Annotated in this window: 12 protein-coding genes; 8 read left to right on the top strand and 4 right to left on the bottom strand. The window is 65.7% G+C overall.

Features of this window, described 5'->3' with window-relative positions; genetic code table 11:
* Positions 1-61 precede the first annotated feature (61 nt).
* The 5 genes from ACODRZ_RS07200 (at position 62) to ACODRZ_RS07180 (ending at position 6,636) form a co-directional block, all read left to right on the top strand.
* Positions 62-1,933, top strand: a complete 1,872-nt coding sequence (locus tag ACODRZ_RS07200) for an IlvD/Edd family dehydratase (protein WP_488969166.1) — start codon at positions 62-64, stop codon at positions 1,931-1,933.
* Positions 1,933-2,832 carry an SMP-30/gluconolactonase/LRE family protein gene (locus tag ACODRZ_RS07195; protein ID WP_488969167.1) on the top strand — a complete coding sequence of 300 codons (900 nt, stop codon included), beginning with the start codon at positions 1,933-1,935 and terminating at the stop codon, positions 2,830-2,832. Before ACODRZ_RS07200 ends, ACODRZ_RS07195 begins: the two co-directional genes overlap by 1 nt.
* 22 nt (positions 2,833-2,854) lie before the next feature.
* Positions 2,855-3,979: an aldose epimerase family protein gene (locus ACODRZ_RS07190; protein ID WP_488969168.1), complete on the top strand. Its 1,125-nt coding sequence runs from the start codon at positions 2,855-2,857 to the stop codon at positions 3,977-3,979.
* Between the two features lie 13 nt (positions 3,980-3,992).
* Positions 3,993-5,129, top strand: coding sequence for a glycoside hydrolase 5 family protein (locus ACODRZ_RS07185; protein ID WP_488969169.1), 1,137 nt, complete (start codon positions 3,993-3,995; stop codon positions 5,127-5,129).
* 325 nt (positions 5,130-5,454) lie between these two features.
* Positions 5,455-6,636: an SGNH/GDSL hydrolase family protein gene (locus tag ACODRZ_RS07180; RefSeq protein WP_488969170.1), complete on the top strand. Its 1,182-nt coding sequence runs from the start codon at positions 5,455-5,457 to the stop codon at positions 6,634-6,636.
* 49 nt (positions 6,637-6,685) lie between these two features.
* On the opposite strand, the gene ACODRZ_RS07175 is transcribed toward ACODRZ_RS07180, so the two are convergent.
* The 3 genes from ACODRZ_RS07175 to alr are packed head-to-tail and all read right to left on the bottom strand — an operon-like array spanning position 6,686 to position 9,441.
* The gene (locus ACODRZ_RS07175) at positions 6,686-7,033 is read right to left on the bottom strand and encodes a RidA family protein (protein ID WP_488969171.1); all 348 of its coding nucleotides are present in this window, start codon (positions 7,031-7,033) and stop codon (positions 6,686-6,688) included.
* A gap of 42 nt (positions 7,034-7,075) precedes the next feature.
* Positions 7,076-8,326, bottom strand: a complete 1,251-nt coding sequence (locus tag ACODRZ_RS07170; protein WP_488969172.1) for a D-amino acid dehydrogenase — start codon at positions 8,324-8,326, stop codon at positions 7,076-7,078.
* Positions 8,323-9,441 (bottom strand): alanine racemase, encoded by a 1,119-nt coding sequence (alr, locus tag ACODRZ_RS07165; RefSeq protein ID WP_488969173.1) that lies wholly within the window; start codon positions 9,439-9,441, stop codon positions 8,323-8,325. Before alr ends, ACODRZ_RS07170 begins: the two co-directional genes overlap by 4 nt.
* 126 nt (positions 9,442-9,567) lie before the next feature.
* Here alr and ACODRZ_RS07160 point away from each other — a divergent pair, with 126 nt between their 5' ends.
* From ACODRZ_RS07160 to ACODRZ_RS07150, 3 genes are all read left to right on the top strand, one after another.
* Entirely contained in the window at positions 9,568-10,035 is a 468-nt protein-coding gene (locus tag ACODRZ_RS07160) for an Lrp/AsnC family transcriptional regulator (RefSeq protein WP_488969174.1), read from the top strand.
* 259 nt (positions 10,036-10,294) lie between these two features.
* Complete coding sequence (locus ACODRZ_RS07155; protein WP_488969175.1) at positions 10,295-12,580, top strand: TonB-dependent receptor; 2,286 nt, start codon at positions 10,295-10,297, stop codon at positions 12,578-12,580.
* A 152-nt stretch (positions 12,581-12,732) separates the two neighbouring features.
* Positions 12,733-15,333 carry a M14 family metallopeptidase gene (locus ACODRZ_RS07150; protein ID WP_488969176.1) on the top strand — a complete coding sequence of 867 codons (2,601 nt, stop codon included), beginning with the start codon at positions 12,733-12,735 and terminating at the stop codon, positions 15,331-15,333.
* Between the two features lie 276 nt (positions 15,334-15,609).
* On the opposite strand, the gene ACODRZ_RS07145 is transcribed toward ACODRZ_RS07150, so the two are convergent.
* Positions 15,610-17,082, bottom strand: coding sequence for a glycosyl hydrolase family 79 N-terminal domain-containing protein (locus tag ACODRZ_RS07145; RefSeq protein WP_488969177.1), 1,473 nt, complete (start codon positions 17,080-17,082; stop codon positions 15,610-15,612).
* Positions 17,083-17,273 lie beyond the last annotated feature (191 nt).

The raw sequence follows: 17,273 nt of genomic DNA, 5'->3' as shown, positions 1-17,273 counted from the left end.
GCGGTGGTAGCGGCATTCAGGCAACGCTCCCGCGAGACGCCCCGCTTTCGCGCGGCGCACGATGGAAACTGAGCGAGATTCATGGGAGGCGAACATTTCTTCCGCTGACGACAGCATTCCCGCATTTGGCCCCGCATTTGGCCCCACATCGGTCCGGACGCTGCGCTCGCGCGCCTGGTTCAACGATCCGAGCCACCCGGACATGACGGCGCTCTATCTGGAGCGTTATCTGAACTACGGCCTCTCCATCGAGGAGATGCAGTCCGGCCGTCCGATCATCGGCATCGCCCAGTCGGGCAGCGACCTGGTGCCGTGCAACCGCCACCACCTCGTCCTGGCCGAGCGGATCAAGGCCGGAATCCGCGACGCGGGCGGCATTCCGATCGAGTTCCCCAGCCATCCACTGCAGGAAACCGGCAAGCGCCCGACTGCGGGGCTCGACCGCAACCTCGCCTATATCAGCCTGGTCGAGCTGCTTTACGGCTATCCGCTCGACGGCGTCGTGCTGACGATCGGCTGCGACAAGACGACGCCTTCCTCGCTGATGGCTGCCGCGACGGTGAACATCCCGGCGATCGCGCTTTCGGTCGGGCCGATGCTCAACGGCTGGCACGAGGGCAAGCGCACCGGCGCCGGGACCATCGTGTGGAAGGCGCGCGAGATGCTGGCCAAGGGAGAACTGGACTATCAGGGCTTCCTGAAGCTGGTGGCATCGGGATCGCCCTCCACCGGCTACTGCAACACGATGGGCACCGCGACGACGATGAACTCGCTGTGTGAAGCTCTGGGCATGTCCCTGCCCGGCTCTGCCGCCATCCCCGCCCCCTACCGCGACCGTCAGGAATGCGCCTGGGAAACCGGCCGCGCCATCGTCGAGATGGTGAAGGCCGACCGCAAGCCGTCCGACATCCTCACCCGTTCGGCCTTCCTTAACGCGATCCGCGTGAATTCTGCCATCGGCGGCTCCACCAACGCGCCGATCCACCTGAACGCCATCGCCCGCCATATCGGCGTGGAATTGACGCTGGAGGACTGGGAGCAGACCGGCGCCGACGTGCCGCTGCTGGTCAACCTGCAGCCCGCCGGGGAGTATCTGGGCGAGGATTACTACCGCGCGGGCGGCGTCCCCGCCGTCATGGCCGAGCTCGATAAGGCGGGCCTGATCGACGGCGCCGCGATGACCGCCAACGGCAGGACGGTGGCCGAGAACCTGGTCGGCGCGCGTATCGTCGATACCGACGTGATCCGCCCGTTCGAGCGCCCGCTCAAGGACGCTGCGGGGCTGACCGTGCTCAAGGGCAACCTGTTCGAAGGCGCGGTGATGAAGCTCTCGGTCATTTCCGAGGAGTTCCGCAGCCGCTATCTCTCCGATCCCGAGAATCCCGATGCCTTCACCGGCCGCGTCGTCGTGTTCGACGGTCCGGAGGACTATCACGCACGTATCGACGAGCCGGAGCTGGGCATCGACCAGAACACCATCCTCGTCATCCGCGGCGCCGGGCCGGTCGGCTATCCGGGCGGTGCGGAAGTCGTCAACATGCGTCCCCCCGCCGCGCTGATCCGCGCAGGCATCCACGCCCTGCCTTGCATCGGCGACGGTCGCCAGTCAGGCACCAGCGGCAGCCCCTCGATCCTCAACGCCTCCCCGGAAGCTGCGGTCGGCGGCGGTCTCGCCCTGCTGCGCACCGGCGACCGGGTCCGCATCGACCTTGCCAATCGCAGCGCCGACATGCTGGTCGATGACGCCGAGATCGCCCGCCGCCGCGAGGAACTGGTCAAGGTCGAGCGCCGCGTGACCCCGGAATCGCAGACGCCGTGGCAGGAAATCCAGCGCAGTCTCGTCGGCCAGTTCGCCACCGGCGCGATCCTCGAAGGCTCGGAGAAGTACCAGCGCATCGCGCAGACGCGCGGATTGCCGAGGGACAGCCACTGATGGTTGCCGGGGGCAGCGTCGGCGTGATCGCCCGTGACCGCGTCGATACGCTGGGCGAGGGCCTGTTCTGGTCGGCGCGCGAGGGCGTGCTGTACTGGACCGACATTCTCGGCCGCCGCATCAACCGGCTCTCCCCGGCCACCGGGCTGGTCGAGAGCTGGGAGGCGCCCGACGTCGCGGGCTGGATCATCGAGCGCGCGGAGGGCGGCTTCCTTGCAGGGATCGGCCGTTCGATCGCGCAAGTGGCGTTCGATCCCTTCACCGTCGATGTCCTGGCGCAGATACCCGGCCAGACCGGGGCAACCCGGGTCAACGACGCCGCAGCCGACCCGCAGGGCCGCCTCTGGCTGGGTACGATGCCGTTCTCGTGCGACGTGCCGACCGGCGCATTCTGGCGCTTCGACGGCACGGTCACCCGCGCCGACGCAACACCCTACACGATCCCCAACGGCCCGGCGATCGACCCCGAAGGCCGCTTCCTGCTGCACACCGACAGCGCGCTGGGCGTCATCTTCCGCTATCCGCTGGAAGACGGCGTGCCGGGCGAACGCACGCCTTTCGTGGTGTTCGAGGAGGGTTGGGGTTCGCCCGACGGCATGACGTTCGATGCCGAGGGCTGCCTGTGGGTCGCGTGCTGGGGCGCCTCGTGCGTCACCCGCTTCTCGCCCGAGGGCGTGCTGCTGCGCCGCATCGCGCTGCCCGCCAGCCAGATCAGCAATTGCGTGTTCGGCGGGGTCGATCTCGACCGCCTCTACGTGACCAGCGCCGCCAACGGCGTCGAGGAGCAACACGGCGGCGCGCTGTTCGAGGTCGATCCGGGCTGCCGCGGTGTGCCGGCGTTCTTGTACCGGGACCAGCAACTGCCACCCCCGCCGCTCGTCATTGCGAGCGCAGGGTGAATTTGGAATGATAGGAGAGACGATGCTGAAGACCCTGGCAACCGCCGCCCTGTTGTGCGCGGCCTCCACCTCCGCGCTTGCTGCCGAGGCGAAGCGCGAGACTTTCGGGACGATGCCGGATGGCACTGCCGTCGAAGCGGTAACCCTCACCAATGCCAGGGGCATGTCGGTGCGCGTGATGACGCTGGGCGCCTCGATCCAGCAGGTCCTGATGCCCGGCAAGGACGGCAAGGCGGTGGACGTCGCGGTAGGTTACGACAGCCTCGACGGCTACGCGAAGGATGGCCAGTTCTTCGGCGCCACCGTGGGCCGCGTGGCCAACCGCATCGCCAGGGGCAAGTTCACCTTCGAGGGCAGGCAGTACACCACGCCGGTCAACAACGGCGTGAACTCGCTGCACGGTGGCACCAGGGGCTTCGACAAGGTCGTATGGACCGTGCGCGAGGTAAAGAACGGCAAGAGCGCGAGCGTCACCATGCGCTACGTCAGCCCTGACGGCGACATGGGCTATCCCGGCACGCTCACCACCGATGCGACCTACGCGCTGGACGAGCAGGACAACCTGACCATCACCTACACCGCGACCACCGACAAGCCGACGGTCGTGAACATCTCCAACCACGCCTACTGGAACCTCGCCGGGCCGGGGCGCACGGCGATGGACCATGTCCTGACCATCCCCGCCGACCGCTTCACGCCGACCGACGCGACCGCGATTCCGCTCGGCCGGCACAAGAGCGTCGAGGGCACCGTGTTCGATTTCCGCCAGCCCACGCCTGTCGGTGCGCGCGTCCGCGAAGGCAGGGACGAGCAGATCGTCTACGGCCGGGGCTACGATCACAACTGGGTCGTCGGCGATGCGGTCACGAAAGACCAGCACCTGATGGCCCGCGTCACCGAGCCCGCCTCGGGCCGCGGCTTCGAGATCTGGTCCAACCAACCGGGTCTCCAGTTCTATTCGGGCAACTTCATGGACGGCACGATCGTCGGCAAGTCCGGCCAGATCTACCGTGAGGGCGACAGCCTCGTCTTCGAGCCCCAGCTGTTCCCGGACAGCCCGAACCAGCCGCAGTTCCCGTCGGTCCGTCTCGATCCGGGCAAGACTTACCGGAACGTCATCACCTACAAGTTCTTTGTCGCAGAATAAGAGGGGAATACCTGTGAAAGTTCTCGCAACCGCCCTGCTCGCGAGCGTCGCGGCCATGGCCGCCGTTCCGGCCGAAGCGCGCCCGCAGTGGACGCCGGCCGAAGCAAAGGCATGGTACGCCAAACAGCCCTGGCTGGTCGGCTCCAACTTCGCGCCCGCCAATGCCATCAACCAGCTGGAGATGTGGCAGGAAGCCACCTGGGACCCCAAGCGCATCGACTACGAGCTGGGCCTGGCGGAAGGCATCGGCATGAACACCATGCGCGTGTTCCTGCACGACCAGCTCTGGCAGCAGGACCCCGAGGGCTTCAGGAAGCGCATCGACGAATTCCTGACGATCGCCGCGAAGCACAAGATCAAGCCGCTGTTCGTGCTGTTCGACAGCTGCTGGGACCCGAACCCGGTGCTCGGGCCGCAGCACCCGCCGATCCCCGGCGTCCACAACTCGGGCTGGGTGCAAGGCCCGGGCCTTCCCGCCATGCGCGATCCCTCGCAGGAGCCGCGCTTCAAGGCCTACGTCCAGGGCGTGATAGGCGCCTTCGCCAAGGACGACCGCGTGCTGGGCTGGGACTTGTGGAACGAGCCCGACAACGGCGCCGACCAGTACAAGGGCCAGGAAGGCAAGCAGGAACTGGTGCTCGCGCTGCTGACCAAGGTCTACGGCTGGGCGCGCGAGGCCGAGCCGACGCAGCCGCTCACCTCGGGCGTGTGGCAGCATGACGACTGGAAGACGGCCAGCGCCCTCACCCCGATGGAGCAGTTGCAGCTCACCCAGTCGGACGTGATCTCGTTCCACGACTACAACTGGCCCGAGAAGTTCCAGGACCGCGTGAACCAGCTCAAGGTCTATGGCCGTCCGATCCTGTGTACCGAATTCATGGCACGCGGCAACGGCTCGACCTTCGACGGCTCGCTGCCGATCGGCAAGCGCGAGAACGTGGCGATGATCAACTGGGGCTTCGTGGACGGCAAGACCCAGACCCGGATGCCATGGGATTCCTGGAAGAAGCCCTACACGATGGAAGAGCCGACGATCTGGTTCCACGAAGTGTTCCACACTGACGGCACGCCTTACCGTCAGGCCGAGGTCGACCTGATCCGTTCGCTGGCGAATGCGCCCAAGGGCGTGGTTCCGGCCCCGAAGAAGTAAGCAGCCGGCCGTACCGTTCGCTGTCGGCTACGGCTGTTGGCCGTGAAGCTCAAGTGGGGGGCGTGAGCGTCAACCGTTCGTCATTGCGAGCCTGGCGAATCAATCCGGGGCGGTTCTCATCTGCCCTGGATTGCTTCGGCCCTTCGGGCCTCGCAATGACGAAGGGAAATGGTTAAGCCCAATGGCCAAGCGCGATGATGAAGGGTGATGCCGAACGAGGACAGGCAAGCCACGTGGAAGTGTTCAGCCCCCACGCCCCTTTTTCACACATGGCCGCCTCCAAAGGGGCTGGACAGCGACCCGATTGCTCCGACAAGAGAAGCGCATGAAGACGCCCACGTTCCTCGCCGCTCTTTGCGGCGCAGCCCTGATCGCCACTCCTGCCTCGGCCGCTCCGGTATGGGCGGGTGCATGGGGCTACGCTCCCGCCGACAGCGGCACTAACGAGCCGGAACAGCCCGCCGGCACATACCGCTATCGCGTGCGTCTGACACAGTCCGGCGATGCATTGCAGTTAAGCTTCAGCAACGCGGAAGGCGACAAGCCGATCGCCATCGGTTCGGTGACGATCGCCAGCCCCTCCGGCCCGGTTGGGACGGAGATGGGGACCAACCCCGTCCATCCGATCCGGTTCTCCGGCCTTCAGGCGGTGGCGCTGCCCAGGGGCGGTACGGTCGTCAGCGATCCGATCCTGGCGCCGTTCCACAATGCGCAGGACGTGATTGTCAGCGTAACGTTCTCCACGCCCACGCGGCCGGGCAGGACCAACCTTGGCATGGAGATGGCATTCGCACCGGCGACCCCGGGGGCAACGTTCTCGCCGATCAAGGTCAGGCCCTACCTTTCGCTGGTATCGGTGCGCTCTACGCAGGCGCCCTGCACCGTAGTCGCCTTCGGGGACTCGATCACGGACGGCTTCCTCGGGCTCTCGCCGCAGACGCGCGGTTGGCCGGGGCGCCTTGCCGAACGGCTCGCCGCCCTTCCCGCCGCGCAGCGTTGCAGTGTCGTCAACATGGGGATCAGCGGCAACCGCGTGCTGCGGGCCGGCCGCGCGACTTCCGCGCTCGACCGCTTCTGGCGCGACGTGGCGAGCGTGCCCAACGTCACGCACGTGATCTTCCTGGAAGGCATCAACGACATCGGCGCGGGGACGGAGACCGGCCCCGACGCGGTGACGCCGGAGCAGCTGCTCTATGGCTATCGTCAGTTCGTGGCGCGCGCCCATGCGCTCGGCATCAAGGTGCTCGGCGGCACGATCACGCCCGCGCTGCGCGCCGGGTACATGTCGCCGGTCAAGGAGCGGGTGCGACAGGCGGTGAACACCGCGATCCGCAGCGGCAAGGTCTTCGACGCGGTGGTGGACTTCGACGCGGCGGTGCGTAACCCCGCCGCGCCCGCCGACCTGAGGCCCGAATTCGATCCGGGCGATCACCTCCACCCCAACGACGCCGGGTTGAAGGCCATGGGCGACGCCGTGGACCTTGCCACGCTGAAGCGCCTGCCCTGACAGGCGCTCCGGCGCGGCAAGGGGCGCCTGGCCGGTTACCCTTGGTCGGTCATGCCTTGGCCGCGATCACGATGATCTCGACCTTGTAGCCCGGCTCGAACAGCCGCGCCTCGCCGGTCGCGCGGGCGGGCGCCGGGTGCCCGGCGATCCAGGCGTCCCAGGCCGAGTTCATTTCCTCGAAGTCGGCCATGTCGGCAAGCCAGATGGTCGCCGACAGCAGGTGATCGCGATCGCTCCCGGTCCGGGCCAGCAGCGCATCGATTTCGGCAAGGGCCACGCGGGTCTGCTCGGCGACGCTTTCACCGGAGACGCCGATCTGGCCGGCGAGATAGATGGTGTCACCATGGATCACGGCTTCGCTCATGCGGGTGCCCTGATCGATGCGGGTTATGGTCATGTCTGGCCCTTCTGTGTGCCGTTGAGTGCCGTTGTGTGCCGCTCAATAGCGGCTGATGGCGAGGTCGGAAGCCTCGATTGCCGGGCGACGCCCGCCGATAAGATCGGCGATGACGTGGGCCGAACCGCACGCCATGGTCCAGCCCAGCGTGCCGTGCCCCGTATTGAGGAACAGGTTGGGAATGCATGTCGGGCCGATCACCGGCGTGCTGTCAGGCGTCATCGGCCGCAGTCCGCACCAGAAGCTCGCCGCCTCCAGATCGCCGCCGCCGGGGAACAGCGAGCCCGCCGAATGCTCGAGCGTGGCGCGGCGCGCGGGCGGAAGGTCGCGCGAAAACCCTGAGATTTCCGCCATTCCGCCCACCCGGATACGGTCACCGAGGCGCGTGATCGCCACCTTGTAGCTCTCGTCCAGCAGCGTCGATACGGGCGCGCGCGCTTCGTCGACGATCGGCACGGTGAGCGAATAGCCCTTTACCGGATAGACCGGCAGGCGAATGCCCAGCGGTGCGACCACCTGCGGCGAAAAGCTGCCCATCGCAACGAGGAAGACATCGGCGGAGACACTGCCCTTGTCGGTGTCTACCCGGACGATCCGGCCGTCCTCCTCCACAAGACGCTGAATGTTGATTCCATTGCGGAATTCGACACCCTTCGCTGCTGCCATAGCCGCCAGGGCATTGGTGAACTTGAAGCAGTCGCCCGTCTCATCGTGCGGCAGGCGAAGCCCGCCGACGATCGGCGCGGTGCTGGCGGCGAGGCCGGGCTCCGCCGCGATGCATCCCGCGCGGTCCAGCACTTCGAAGGGAACTCCGTCAGCCTTCAGGACAGCGATGTCCTTGCCGATACCTTCGAGCTGCTTTTCCTCGCGAAACAGCTGCAAGGTGCCCTGGCTGCGCTCGTCGTAGCGGATGCCTGTCTCCATGCGCAGCGCGATCAGACAGTCGCGGCTGAACTCGGCAAGGCGCACCATGCGGCTCTTGTTGATGGCGTAGTCCCGCGCATTGCAATTGCCCAGCATGGCGACGAGCCAGCGCAGCATGGCCATGTCGGCATGCGGCCGCAGGATCAGCGGGGCGTGCTTCATCATCAGCCATTTCACCGCCTTCATCGGAATCCCCGGCGCAGCCCACGGGGAGGCATAGCCCGGCGAGATTTCTCCGGCGTTGGCGAAGCTGGTTTCCAGCGCAGGCCCCTCCTGCCGGTCGATCACGATCACCTCGTGGCCCGCCTCGGCCAGATACCATGCCGAGGTGACGCCGATGACGCCGCTGCCGAGAATGACGATCTTCATGCGTTGTTGCTCCGATCAAGGGCGGGCGGTCGGACGGGACGGTAGTCCCGATCATAGCGGCGGCTGAGTTGGGTGAGGATTTCGTAGGAGATCGTGCCGGCATCGGCCGCGACCTGATCGACACTCTGATGAGGCCCTATCAGTTCGACCGGAGCACCGGGATACAGGTATTCGGCCAGAACGTCGGTGACATCGAGGGTGATGCTGTCCATCGACACCCGGCCGACGATAGGCGCCCTCACACCCGCGACATAGGCAGCGCCCCGGTTGCCGAGGCAGCGCGGCCAGCCATCGGCATAGCCCACCGGTATCGTCGCTATGCGTGTCTCTCGCGAGGCATGGAAGGTCAGGCCATAACCGACGCCCGTGCCCGGCGGGATGGTGCGCAACTGCGCGATCGGTGCCTCCAGCCCCACGACCGGCTGCATCGGGTTCGGCCCGGTCCCTGGGTTGCCGCCGTAAAGGGCGATACCTGCGCGCACGAGGTCGAAATGCCCGCGTGGGTGGAACGTTCCCCCGCTGTTGTCGAGCGCCTGAGGTACGCCGGGAAAATGCGCGGCAATGGCGCCGAAGCGGGCTTGCTGGGCGGCGTTGGCCGGGTCAGCCGGATCATCCGCACAAGCGAGATGGCTGATGATAAAGCGCAGCTCGATGCCGTCCAGCAGGCTTGGTGTGGCGATCAGGCGCGCAACCTCGTCAGGCGGCAGCCCCATGCGTGACATGCCGGTATCGACCTGAAGGATGGCAGGCAGCGTCTCGCCGCGCAGGAGCGCCTGAGCGGACCAGCGTTCGATCTGATCCAGCGAATTGAGAACCGGAATGGCACCCAGGTCGGCGCACCGCGCATCAAGCCCGGGAAGCAGGCCGTTGAGTACGTAGACTGCTGCCTTGCCCGTCAGATGCGGCAGCAGGGCTTCCGCCTCGCTGAAGAGGGCGACGAAAAGGTGGGCGCAACCCTCAGCGATGAGGGTTCGCGCCACGGTGACCGCCCCCAGGCCGTAGCCATCCGCCTTGACGACCCCGCCCGCCTGCGCAGGCGCCACCCGGTCGCGGATCAGGCGATAGTTGGCTGCGAGAGCTTCCATGTCGATAGTCAGGCGTGTGGCGGTGATCACGAAGCCCCCTTGGCGATCCGATGAGTGAATCGTATCGCATAACGAAGCAAATAGGCTGCCAAATGCTCCAATATTTTGCCATATTATGAGACTTTGCACACGATAATGCGGAGAAATCACAAGATCATGCCAATTGCCGCCGATGCCGTCGATCGTGCGATTCTTCGCCTTTTGCGTTTGGATGGGCGACGTCCCAATTCCGAGATCGCCGAAGAGGTGGGCCTGTCGCCATCGGCATGCCTTCGCCGCATCCGCCTGTTGGAAGACCGCGGCGTCATTCGCGGCTACACCGTGCTGACCGGGCCAGAGGATGATGACGAACGCGGGGTCGACGTCGTCGTCCAGGTCACGCTGGACCGCCAGACGGACGACTATCTGTCCCGCTTCGAACATGCAGTACGACAGTGCCCCGAAGTGCGAGAATGCTTCCTGATGACCGGTGACGTGGACTACTGGCTACGCCTGCGCACGGAAAGCGTCGCCGCCTACGAAGCGATCCACGGCGAAGTGCTGTCTCGCTTGCCCGGCGTCACCCGCATCAATTCCAGCTTCGCCATGCGGGACGCGATGCGGCCACGCCGTGCGAGGAAATAGCACCGCAGCTTCCGTCGATTTCGGGTTTCGCCGCACTGCGGCCTTGACCTTCCCCATTGCATCGGCTTTCGGGGCGCCGCCGCCGTCCGCGTGGTAATGCACAAAAAATGAGCAACTTGAGCTGCTCTATGTTCATTTTTTGAGCAATAATATTTCTTGTATATACATTATCGACTCGGCACTATGCGAGTCGTCAACAGGGATGAAGGTTACCGGCCAAAAGAAGCCGCCTTCGCCATATTGAGGGAAAAGATTGTCGATGACCGTTCACAGCAAGTTTCGTCGCGCCTTCCTGAATTGCGGGGTCGGTTCCGCCGTTTTCACGCTCTCCGCCATCACTCCTGTCGTCGCTCATGCGCAAACCGCCGCAGAGGCGACCGATAACGGCACCGACATCGTCGTCACCGCGCTGCGCCGCGACACCACCGTGCAGACCACGCCGATGGCGATCACCGCCCTCACCGGCGAGACGCTGACCAATGCCGGCGTCACCAACATCGCCGACTACGCCAAGTTCGTCCCCTCGCTGCGCATTCAGGACAACGGCCCCGGCCAGCGCCGCGTCAGCCTTCGCGGCGTCCAGGCATCGGGCGAGGCGACCGTGGGTGTCTATTACGACGACACCCCGGTGACCGGCTCGGTCGGCGTGTCGAGCGACGCGGCGGGTCGCACCGCCGACTTCACCCTGTTCGACGTCAACCGCATCGAAGTGCTGCGCGGGCCGCAGGGCACGCTCTACGGCGCCAGCTCGATGGGCGGCGCGATCCGCGTGATCTTCAACAAGCCCACGCAGGAATACGAGGGCACCGTCGAGGGCCAGGCGATGACCACCAAGGGCGGCGGCTTCGGCTACTTCGTCAACGGCATGGTCAACGTGCCGCTGGTCAAGGATGTGCTGGCCGCGCGCGCGGTGCTCTACCGCCGTGACAGCGACGGCTACATCGACAACACCTTCCTCAACCGCAAGAACGTCAACGATTACACCGCCACCGGCGGCCGCCTGATGCTGCGCTTCACGCCGACTTCCAACTTCACGATCGACGGCACCGCCGCGTTCGAGAACACCGATGCGGTCTCCGCCACCTGGAACCCGGCGGTGGGCCGCTACAAGTCGGCGGCGCAGGTCAACCTGCCCTATACCGACAAGTCGCAGCTCTACAGCCTGACCGCGAACTGGGACGTGGGCTTTGCCAACCTGACCTCGATCACCAGCTACCAGCACCGCAAGTCGGCCTACGCCGCCGACGACAGCTACTACATCGGCACCTACCGTACCGCCGCGCGCTGTGCGACATATGTGAACGCGGGCGGCGCCTGCTCGGAAGACCAGCTTTCGAGCTACTACGGCTATATCGACAGCCTGAGCCCTGCGGCGATCTATTACCCCGGCTCGACCAAGGACTTCACGCAGGAACTGCGCCTCAGCTCCACCGGCGACAACGTGTTCGACTGGACCGTCGGCGCCTTCTTCCAGAACCGCAAGAACGACGTCACCTCGTCCGACGCGCGCGCCGACGACGCCACCGGCGAGATCATCTTCCCGGTGCAGCTGTTCTACCGCCGCGAGATCTTCGACAAGCTCAAGCAGGTCGCGGTCTTCGGCGAAGGCACCTACCACGTCACCTCCGCACTCAGCCTGACGGCGGGCATCCGCTACTACGACTACGACAAGACCGTCTCGGGCTTCACCGACATCGGCTGGACGCTGATCGGCGCGCCGGTTCGCCCGGTCAACACCGTGGATTCCTCCGAAAACGGCACGCTGCTCAAGTTCAATGCCTCGTGGCAGGCGAACCCCGACATGCTGTTCTACGCGACGGCATCGCAGGGCTTCCGTCCGGGCGGCGCGAACCAGGTGATCGGCCTTTCCGCCGACCTCACCCCGTACCAGTCGGACAAGCTGTGGAACTATGAAGTGGGCAGCAAGCTCAGCCTGCTGGGCCGCGCGCTGACGCTGAACCTCGCCGCGTTCCAGATCGACTGGGACAACATGCAGGTCAGCGGCCGCACCACCAACGGCGCGTTCTCGTTCCTGTCGAACGCCGGTGCCGCACGCATCCGCGGGCTTGAGGCCGAAGCGTTCATCCGCCCGGCGCCGGGCCTGACCTTCAACCTTGCAGGCAACTACCTCGACGCCAAGCTGACCCAGGACCAGGTCAGCGACGCCGTCGTCGCTGCGGGCCGCGCCGGGGACCGCATCCCCTACATCCCGCACTTCACCGGATCGGTGGGCGCGGAGTATCGCACGCCGGTCAGCGACACGGTCGAGTTCTTCGCCCGCGCGGACGTCAATTACGTCGGCGCGTCCTACTCGGAGTTCCGCCCGACCAACGTCTACCGCGTGAAGATGGACAGCTACGCCCTCGCCAACCTGCGCGTCGGCTTCGAGTTGCCGGAAAGCGATGCGGGCATCTACCTGTTCGTGAACAACGTCTTCGATGCGGTCGCGATCAACCGCGCCTCGATGTCGTCCACGCCCAACAGCTACGCCGCCACCTCGGCCGCGCCGCGCACCATCGGCGTGAACGTGCGTCGCAGCTTCTGATGCTCACCCCGACTTCGTCATTGCGAGCGTAGCGAAGCAATCCAGGGCGGGTGCCACGCCGCTCTGGATTGCCGCGGCCCTGGCGGGCCTCGCAATAACGAAGCGGGGATCGGAAACCTTCTCATTTTGATCTGCTCACGGAGTTCCAGCACATGAAAACGCACAAGTCGGCGCGCCTCGCGCGCGTCCTGATGGCCGCCTCGGCGCTGGGGCTCTGTGCCCCGGCGCTTGCCCAGAATGTGCCGAGCACCAAGGACGTGCTCGGCCACGAGGTCGGCGAGGACTACTACCTCGCCAACTACGAAGACTCGGTCCGCTATTTCGAGGCGCTTGCCAAGGCCTCGGACCGCATCAAGCTGTTCCGGAGCGGCCAGTCCACGCACGGCAAGACCTTCGTCTACGCCGTCATCTCCAGCCCTGAGAACATCGCCAATTTCGACAAGTACAAGGCGATCTCCAAGCGCCTCGGCGACGCACGCGGCTTGACCGACGCGGAGGCGAAAAAGCTCGCCGCCGAAAGCCCGATCATCGTCCACATCGACGGCGGCATGCACGCCAGCGAAGTGTCCGACCACCAGTTGCCGCTGGCGCTGGCGCACAAGCTGCTTTCGGCGAAGAACGACGCCGAAGTCGACGGCATCCTCAAGAACGTCGTGCTCGTCCTGTGGCCCACGCTGAATCCGGACGGGCAGGACATGGTGGTCGACTGGTACCGCAAGCAGCGCGGCACGAAGTGGGAAACCAGCCGTACGCCCTGGCTCTATCAGGAATATGTCGGCCACGACAACAACCGCGACGGCTACATGCTCAACATGAAAGAGAGCCAGGTCGTCAACGCGACGGAGCAGGACTACGCGCCGGTGATCTGGTACAGCCAGCATCAGGTCGCGCCGTTCCCCGCGCGCATCTGGGTGCCGCCCTTCGCCGATCCGGTCTCGTCCAACATCAGCCCGTACATGCGGATCTGGACCAACGCCATCGGCACCAACATCATGACCCGCATGGAGACCGAGGGTAAGCCCGGCGCCATCGCGCAGGCCCGGTTCGACAACTGGTACGCCGGGTTCCTCGACTACATCCACGTCTTCCGCAACACGATCTCGTTCTTCACCGAGACCGCGCACGACAGCGCGACGCCCAAGACCTGGAAGGTCAGCGACTTCCCCAAGCCGCAGCAGGATCTCAAGGCCCAGATCATGTACCCGCACCCCTGGCAGGGCGGCGAGTGGCACCTGAAGAACTCGGTCGACTACATGCTGACCGCGTCGATGTCGGTGCTGGAAACGGCGCAGAAGTACCGCGAGACGCTGCTGTTCAACCGCTATCAGGCGGGCCGCGACATGATCGCCGCCGCAGCGAAGGGCGGCCCGGGCGCCTACGTCATCCCGGCGAACCAGCCCGATCTGCCTGAAGCAGCCTCGCTGGCGCAGCTGATGATTTCGCACGGCCTCGACGTGATGCAGACCTCTGCGCCCGTCTCCATCGGCGAGAAAAACTATCCGGCGGGCAGCTGGGTGGTGCCGATGGACCAGCCTTTCGCCGGGCTGGCGCGTGAGCTGTTCGATCCACAGAAGTACCCCGATGCGATCCTCGGCGGGGACGGCAACCCGGCCGACCTGCCTTACGACGTCACCGGCTGGACCCTGCCGATGCATATGGGCGTGCGCGTCGACCGCGTCGAGAAGCCGCTCGATGCCGCCGTCCGCGGCGCGCTCACCAAGGTAGACGCCGCGACGCCGCCCACCGGCGGGATCAGCGGGACCGGCACCAGCTACATCGTCGATCGCCACGTCAACAACAGCTACCGCGTGCTCAACACGGCGCTGGCGGCGGGCGGCAAGGCGCGCTGGAACGAGGGCCAGATCGCCATCACCGGCCTTTCGCCCGAAGCCATGGGCAAGATCGCCGCGCAGTACAGCGTCAATGTCGTGGCCAACACCGGCGAACTGGCGGGCGAGGCAGTGCGCAAGGGCCGCGTCGCGCTTTACCGGCCGTGGGGCTCCAACATTGACGAAGGCTGGACCCGCTGGCTGCTGGAGCAGTACGACTTCGGCGCCAAGAGCGTCTACAACGCCGACGTCAAGGCGGGCCTTGCGGGCAAGTACGACACCATCGTCCTGCCCGACATGTCCGCTCCGGGCAAATCCCGCCCCGGCGACACCGCGCCTGCCGCCGACTTCGAGTCCAAGTACAAAGGCCCCCTCGCCTCGCTGATGGACGGGTTCAGCCCCAACCAGATGCCCGCCCCTTACGCCGGCGGCATCGGCGAGGACGGTGCGAAGAAGCTCAAGGACTTCGTAAAGAACGGCGGTACGCTGGTGGCGCTGAACAATGCGTCGGACGCGGTGATCGACCTGTTCGACCTGCCGGTGACCAACATCCTCAAGGACGCCAAGGCCGACTTCTTCTTCTGCTCCGGCGCGCTGCTGCAGGTGCAGCTGACGCCCGGCACGAAGATGGCGGCGGGCATGCCCATCGACCCCATCGTGATGTTCGAGCGTGGCCCCGCGTTCGCACCCAAGCCCGGCTTCAAGGGCGAGGTGCTCGCCTCCTACGCCCCCACCGGCAATCCGCTGCGCAGCGGCGTCCTGCTCCACCCTGAGGCGATCCAGGGTAAGGCGGCCGCCGTCGTCGTCGAGTACGGCAAGGGCAAGGTCTACCTCTACGGCTTCCGCCCGCAGTGGCGGGGCCAGTCGCACGGGGCCTACAAGGCGTTTTTCAACACGCTCTACCCCGACAGCGCGGGCAAGTGATCCACCCTTGGGGGCGTCGCGATGGCGGCGCCCCTTTTTTCACAAGGTGACGCAGGTTTACACGGTTTACACGGTCCAGAGGGAAAAGGTGTAACCTTGGGCCGAAAAGTGTCACCTTGGGCACACAAGGTGACACATCCGGCGCAAAATGTGTCACCTTGCGCGCTCGAAGTGTCACCTTGCGGACCCGATGTGTAACCTTGTGACGGGAAGAAGCGAGCGGCGAGTTCATGCCGCGCAACGTACCGGTCCGCGCACCTTGTAGGAAAGCGCGGATCAGCCCTTCGCCGCGCATACCGGGTTGGCTGCATCCGGTATCGTGATGAAGGTGATGCTCGACGCAGGCACTGTAACGCCCCCGCGCTGCCGCCGTGCCGTCATGCGAGGAAAGGCGTCACCCGGCCCCAGTTCGAGCACCACGCCGTTCAGCGCCGCGCCGCCCGGCTGGCCGTCCGGCTGAGTCAGGGTGAAGACCTCCGCGCGTCCATCCACCCGCAGCGAACGTGCACTCGTTCGATCCGGGTTGATGGCAAGAACCGTCACCCCGCCCGGTCGTCCACGCTGGCAATGCGCGTAGATCCTCAGCCCGTCAGTCCCGACGATGCCGCCGCCGTCGAGCACTGTCGTTCCCATCGTTCTGCGCCAGAGCCAGGCCGCCCAATAGTTGGGCCGGGGCGCAAAATCGTGTTCGTCGAGCAGGGCATAATCGCTCGCCGCCAAAGTATTGTGCATGACGACCTGCACGCCCTGCCGGGCCGAAGCGGCAAGCTGGTCGACGAACCGGAAGGTATCCGCGAAAGTCTTCGCCTGCGGATTGCCGCCACAGGCCGCGTCGGCGGTCTCGGTCAGCCACAAGGGCGCGTCGGGGCTGATCCGGTCGCGCAGCGCGCGGGTGTCCGCAATCGCCGTGTCGATCGTCGAGAGCCATGCGCCCGACTGCGGATCAATGTCCTTCCGGCCGTTGCAGCGCTGGGACAGTGCCCCATAGAAATGGAAGGAAACCGCGTCCGGTCGATGCGCCGTCATGGACGCCACATCCGCCGTCGGCAGCATCTTGATGAACGGCGGAAAGGCGCTGCCCTTGCCCAGTTCGAACGCACCCGGCCCGAGGATGAGCGCATCAGGCGACCGCTTGCGCAGCCAGTCGTGAAACCGCCCGAAATCCGCGCGATAGCGCGCCGCATCGTAGTTGGTCGGGGGCTTGGTGCCGCCGATGAGATTGGGCTCGTTCGCGAATTCCGAAGCCGCGATCCTGCCGCCAAGGCTCTGCGTATAGGCGAACAGCCGTTCGGCAGCTTCGGGTGTCCAATTTCCATCAGTGTCCCGCGATCCCGGGCTCGTGGGCATCGACGCGACGATCTCGGCGCCGCTATCGCGCGCGAACTCAACGGCCTGTCGCCACTGCCGGCGGGTGAGAACCGCGTCGTATCCCTTGGGCACGGTCGCAGGCGCCGCTTCGGTATCGGAGAAGACCGTCCCGTTGGCCCATGTACCGCTATAGCGGACGTAAGCCGGTCCAAGCGCTCTGGCGAGCACGCGCAGCCGGGAATTCTGCAAGTCGATCGGGGGACGATCCTCGTAAAGATCGGTCTTGGAACCGTTGGTGCTGCCGTAAGGCTTCCAGAAGCGCCCACCTGTCAGTTCCAGCATTTCGACGTTGTAGGAGAGGAAGCGCTCGCTGATCGTCCCGACCGCAGGAAGTCGTGAAACGGACAAATGGCGGATGGCGGCATCTTCAGCGTTGGCCAATGGCTGATGCGCCGTCGCGCAACCTGCAAGTGCCGAGGCGGCGCAGCCGGTGAAAAGAATAAGACGCTTCCGAATCAATCTCGCCTCGCACACTGGATCAGACTGCGCGCAAGGGTCGGGCCTTCGAAGGGGTTACTGAAGGCGGGATGTGCCTTTGGTTGCCTGCCGGGAAAAGTATGTGTTTTAAAGTG

Source organism: Novosphingobium sp. FG90 (genome assembly GCF_057808725.1).
The sequence above is the reverse complement of the archived record's forward strand: the minus strand, read 5'-3'. Positions and strand labels throughout refer to the sequence as shown.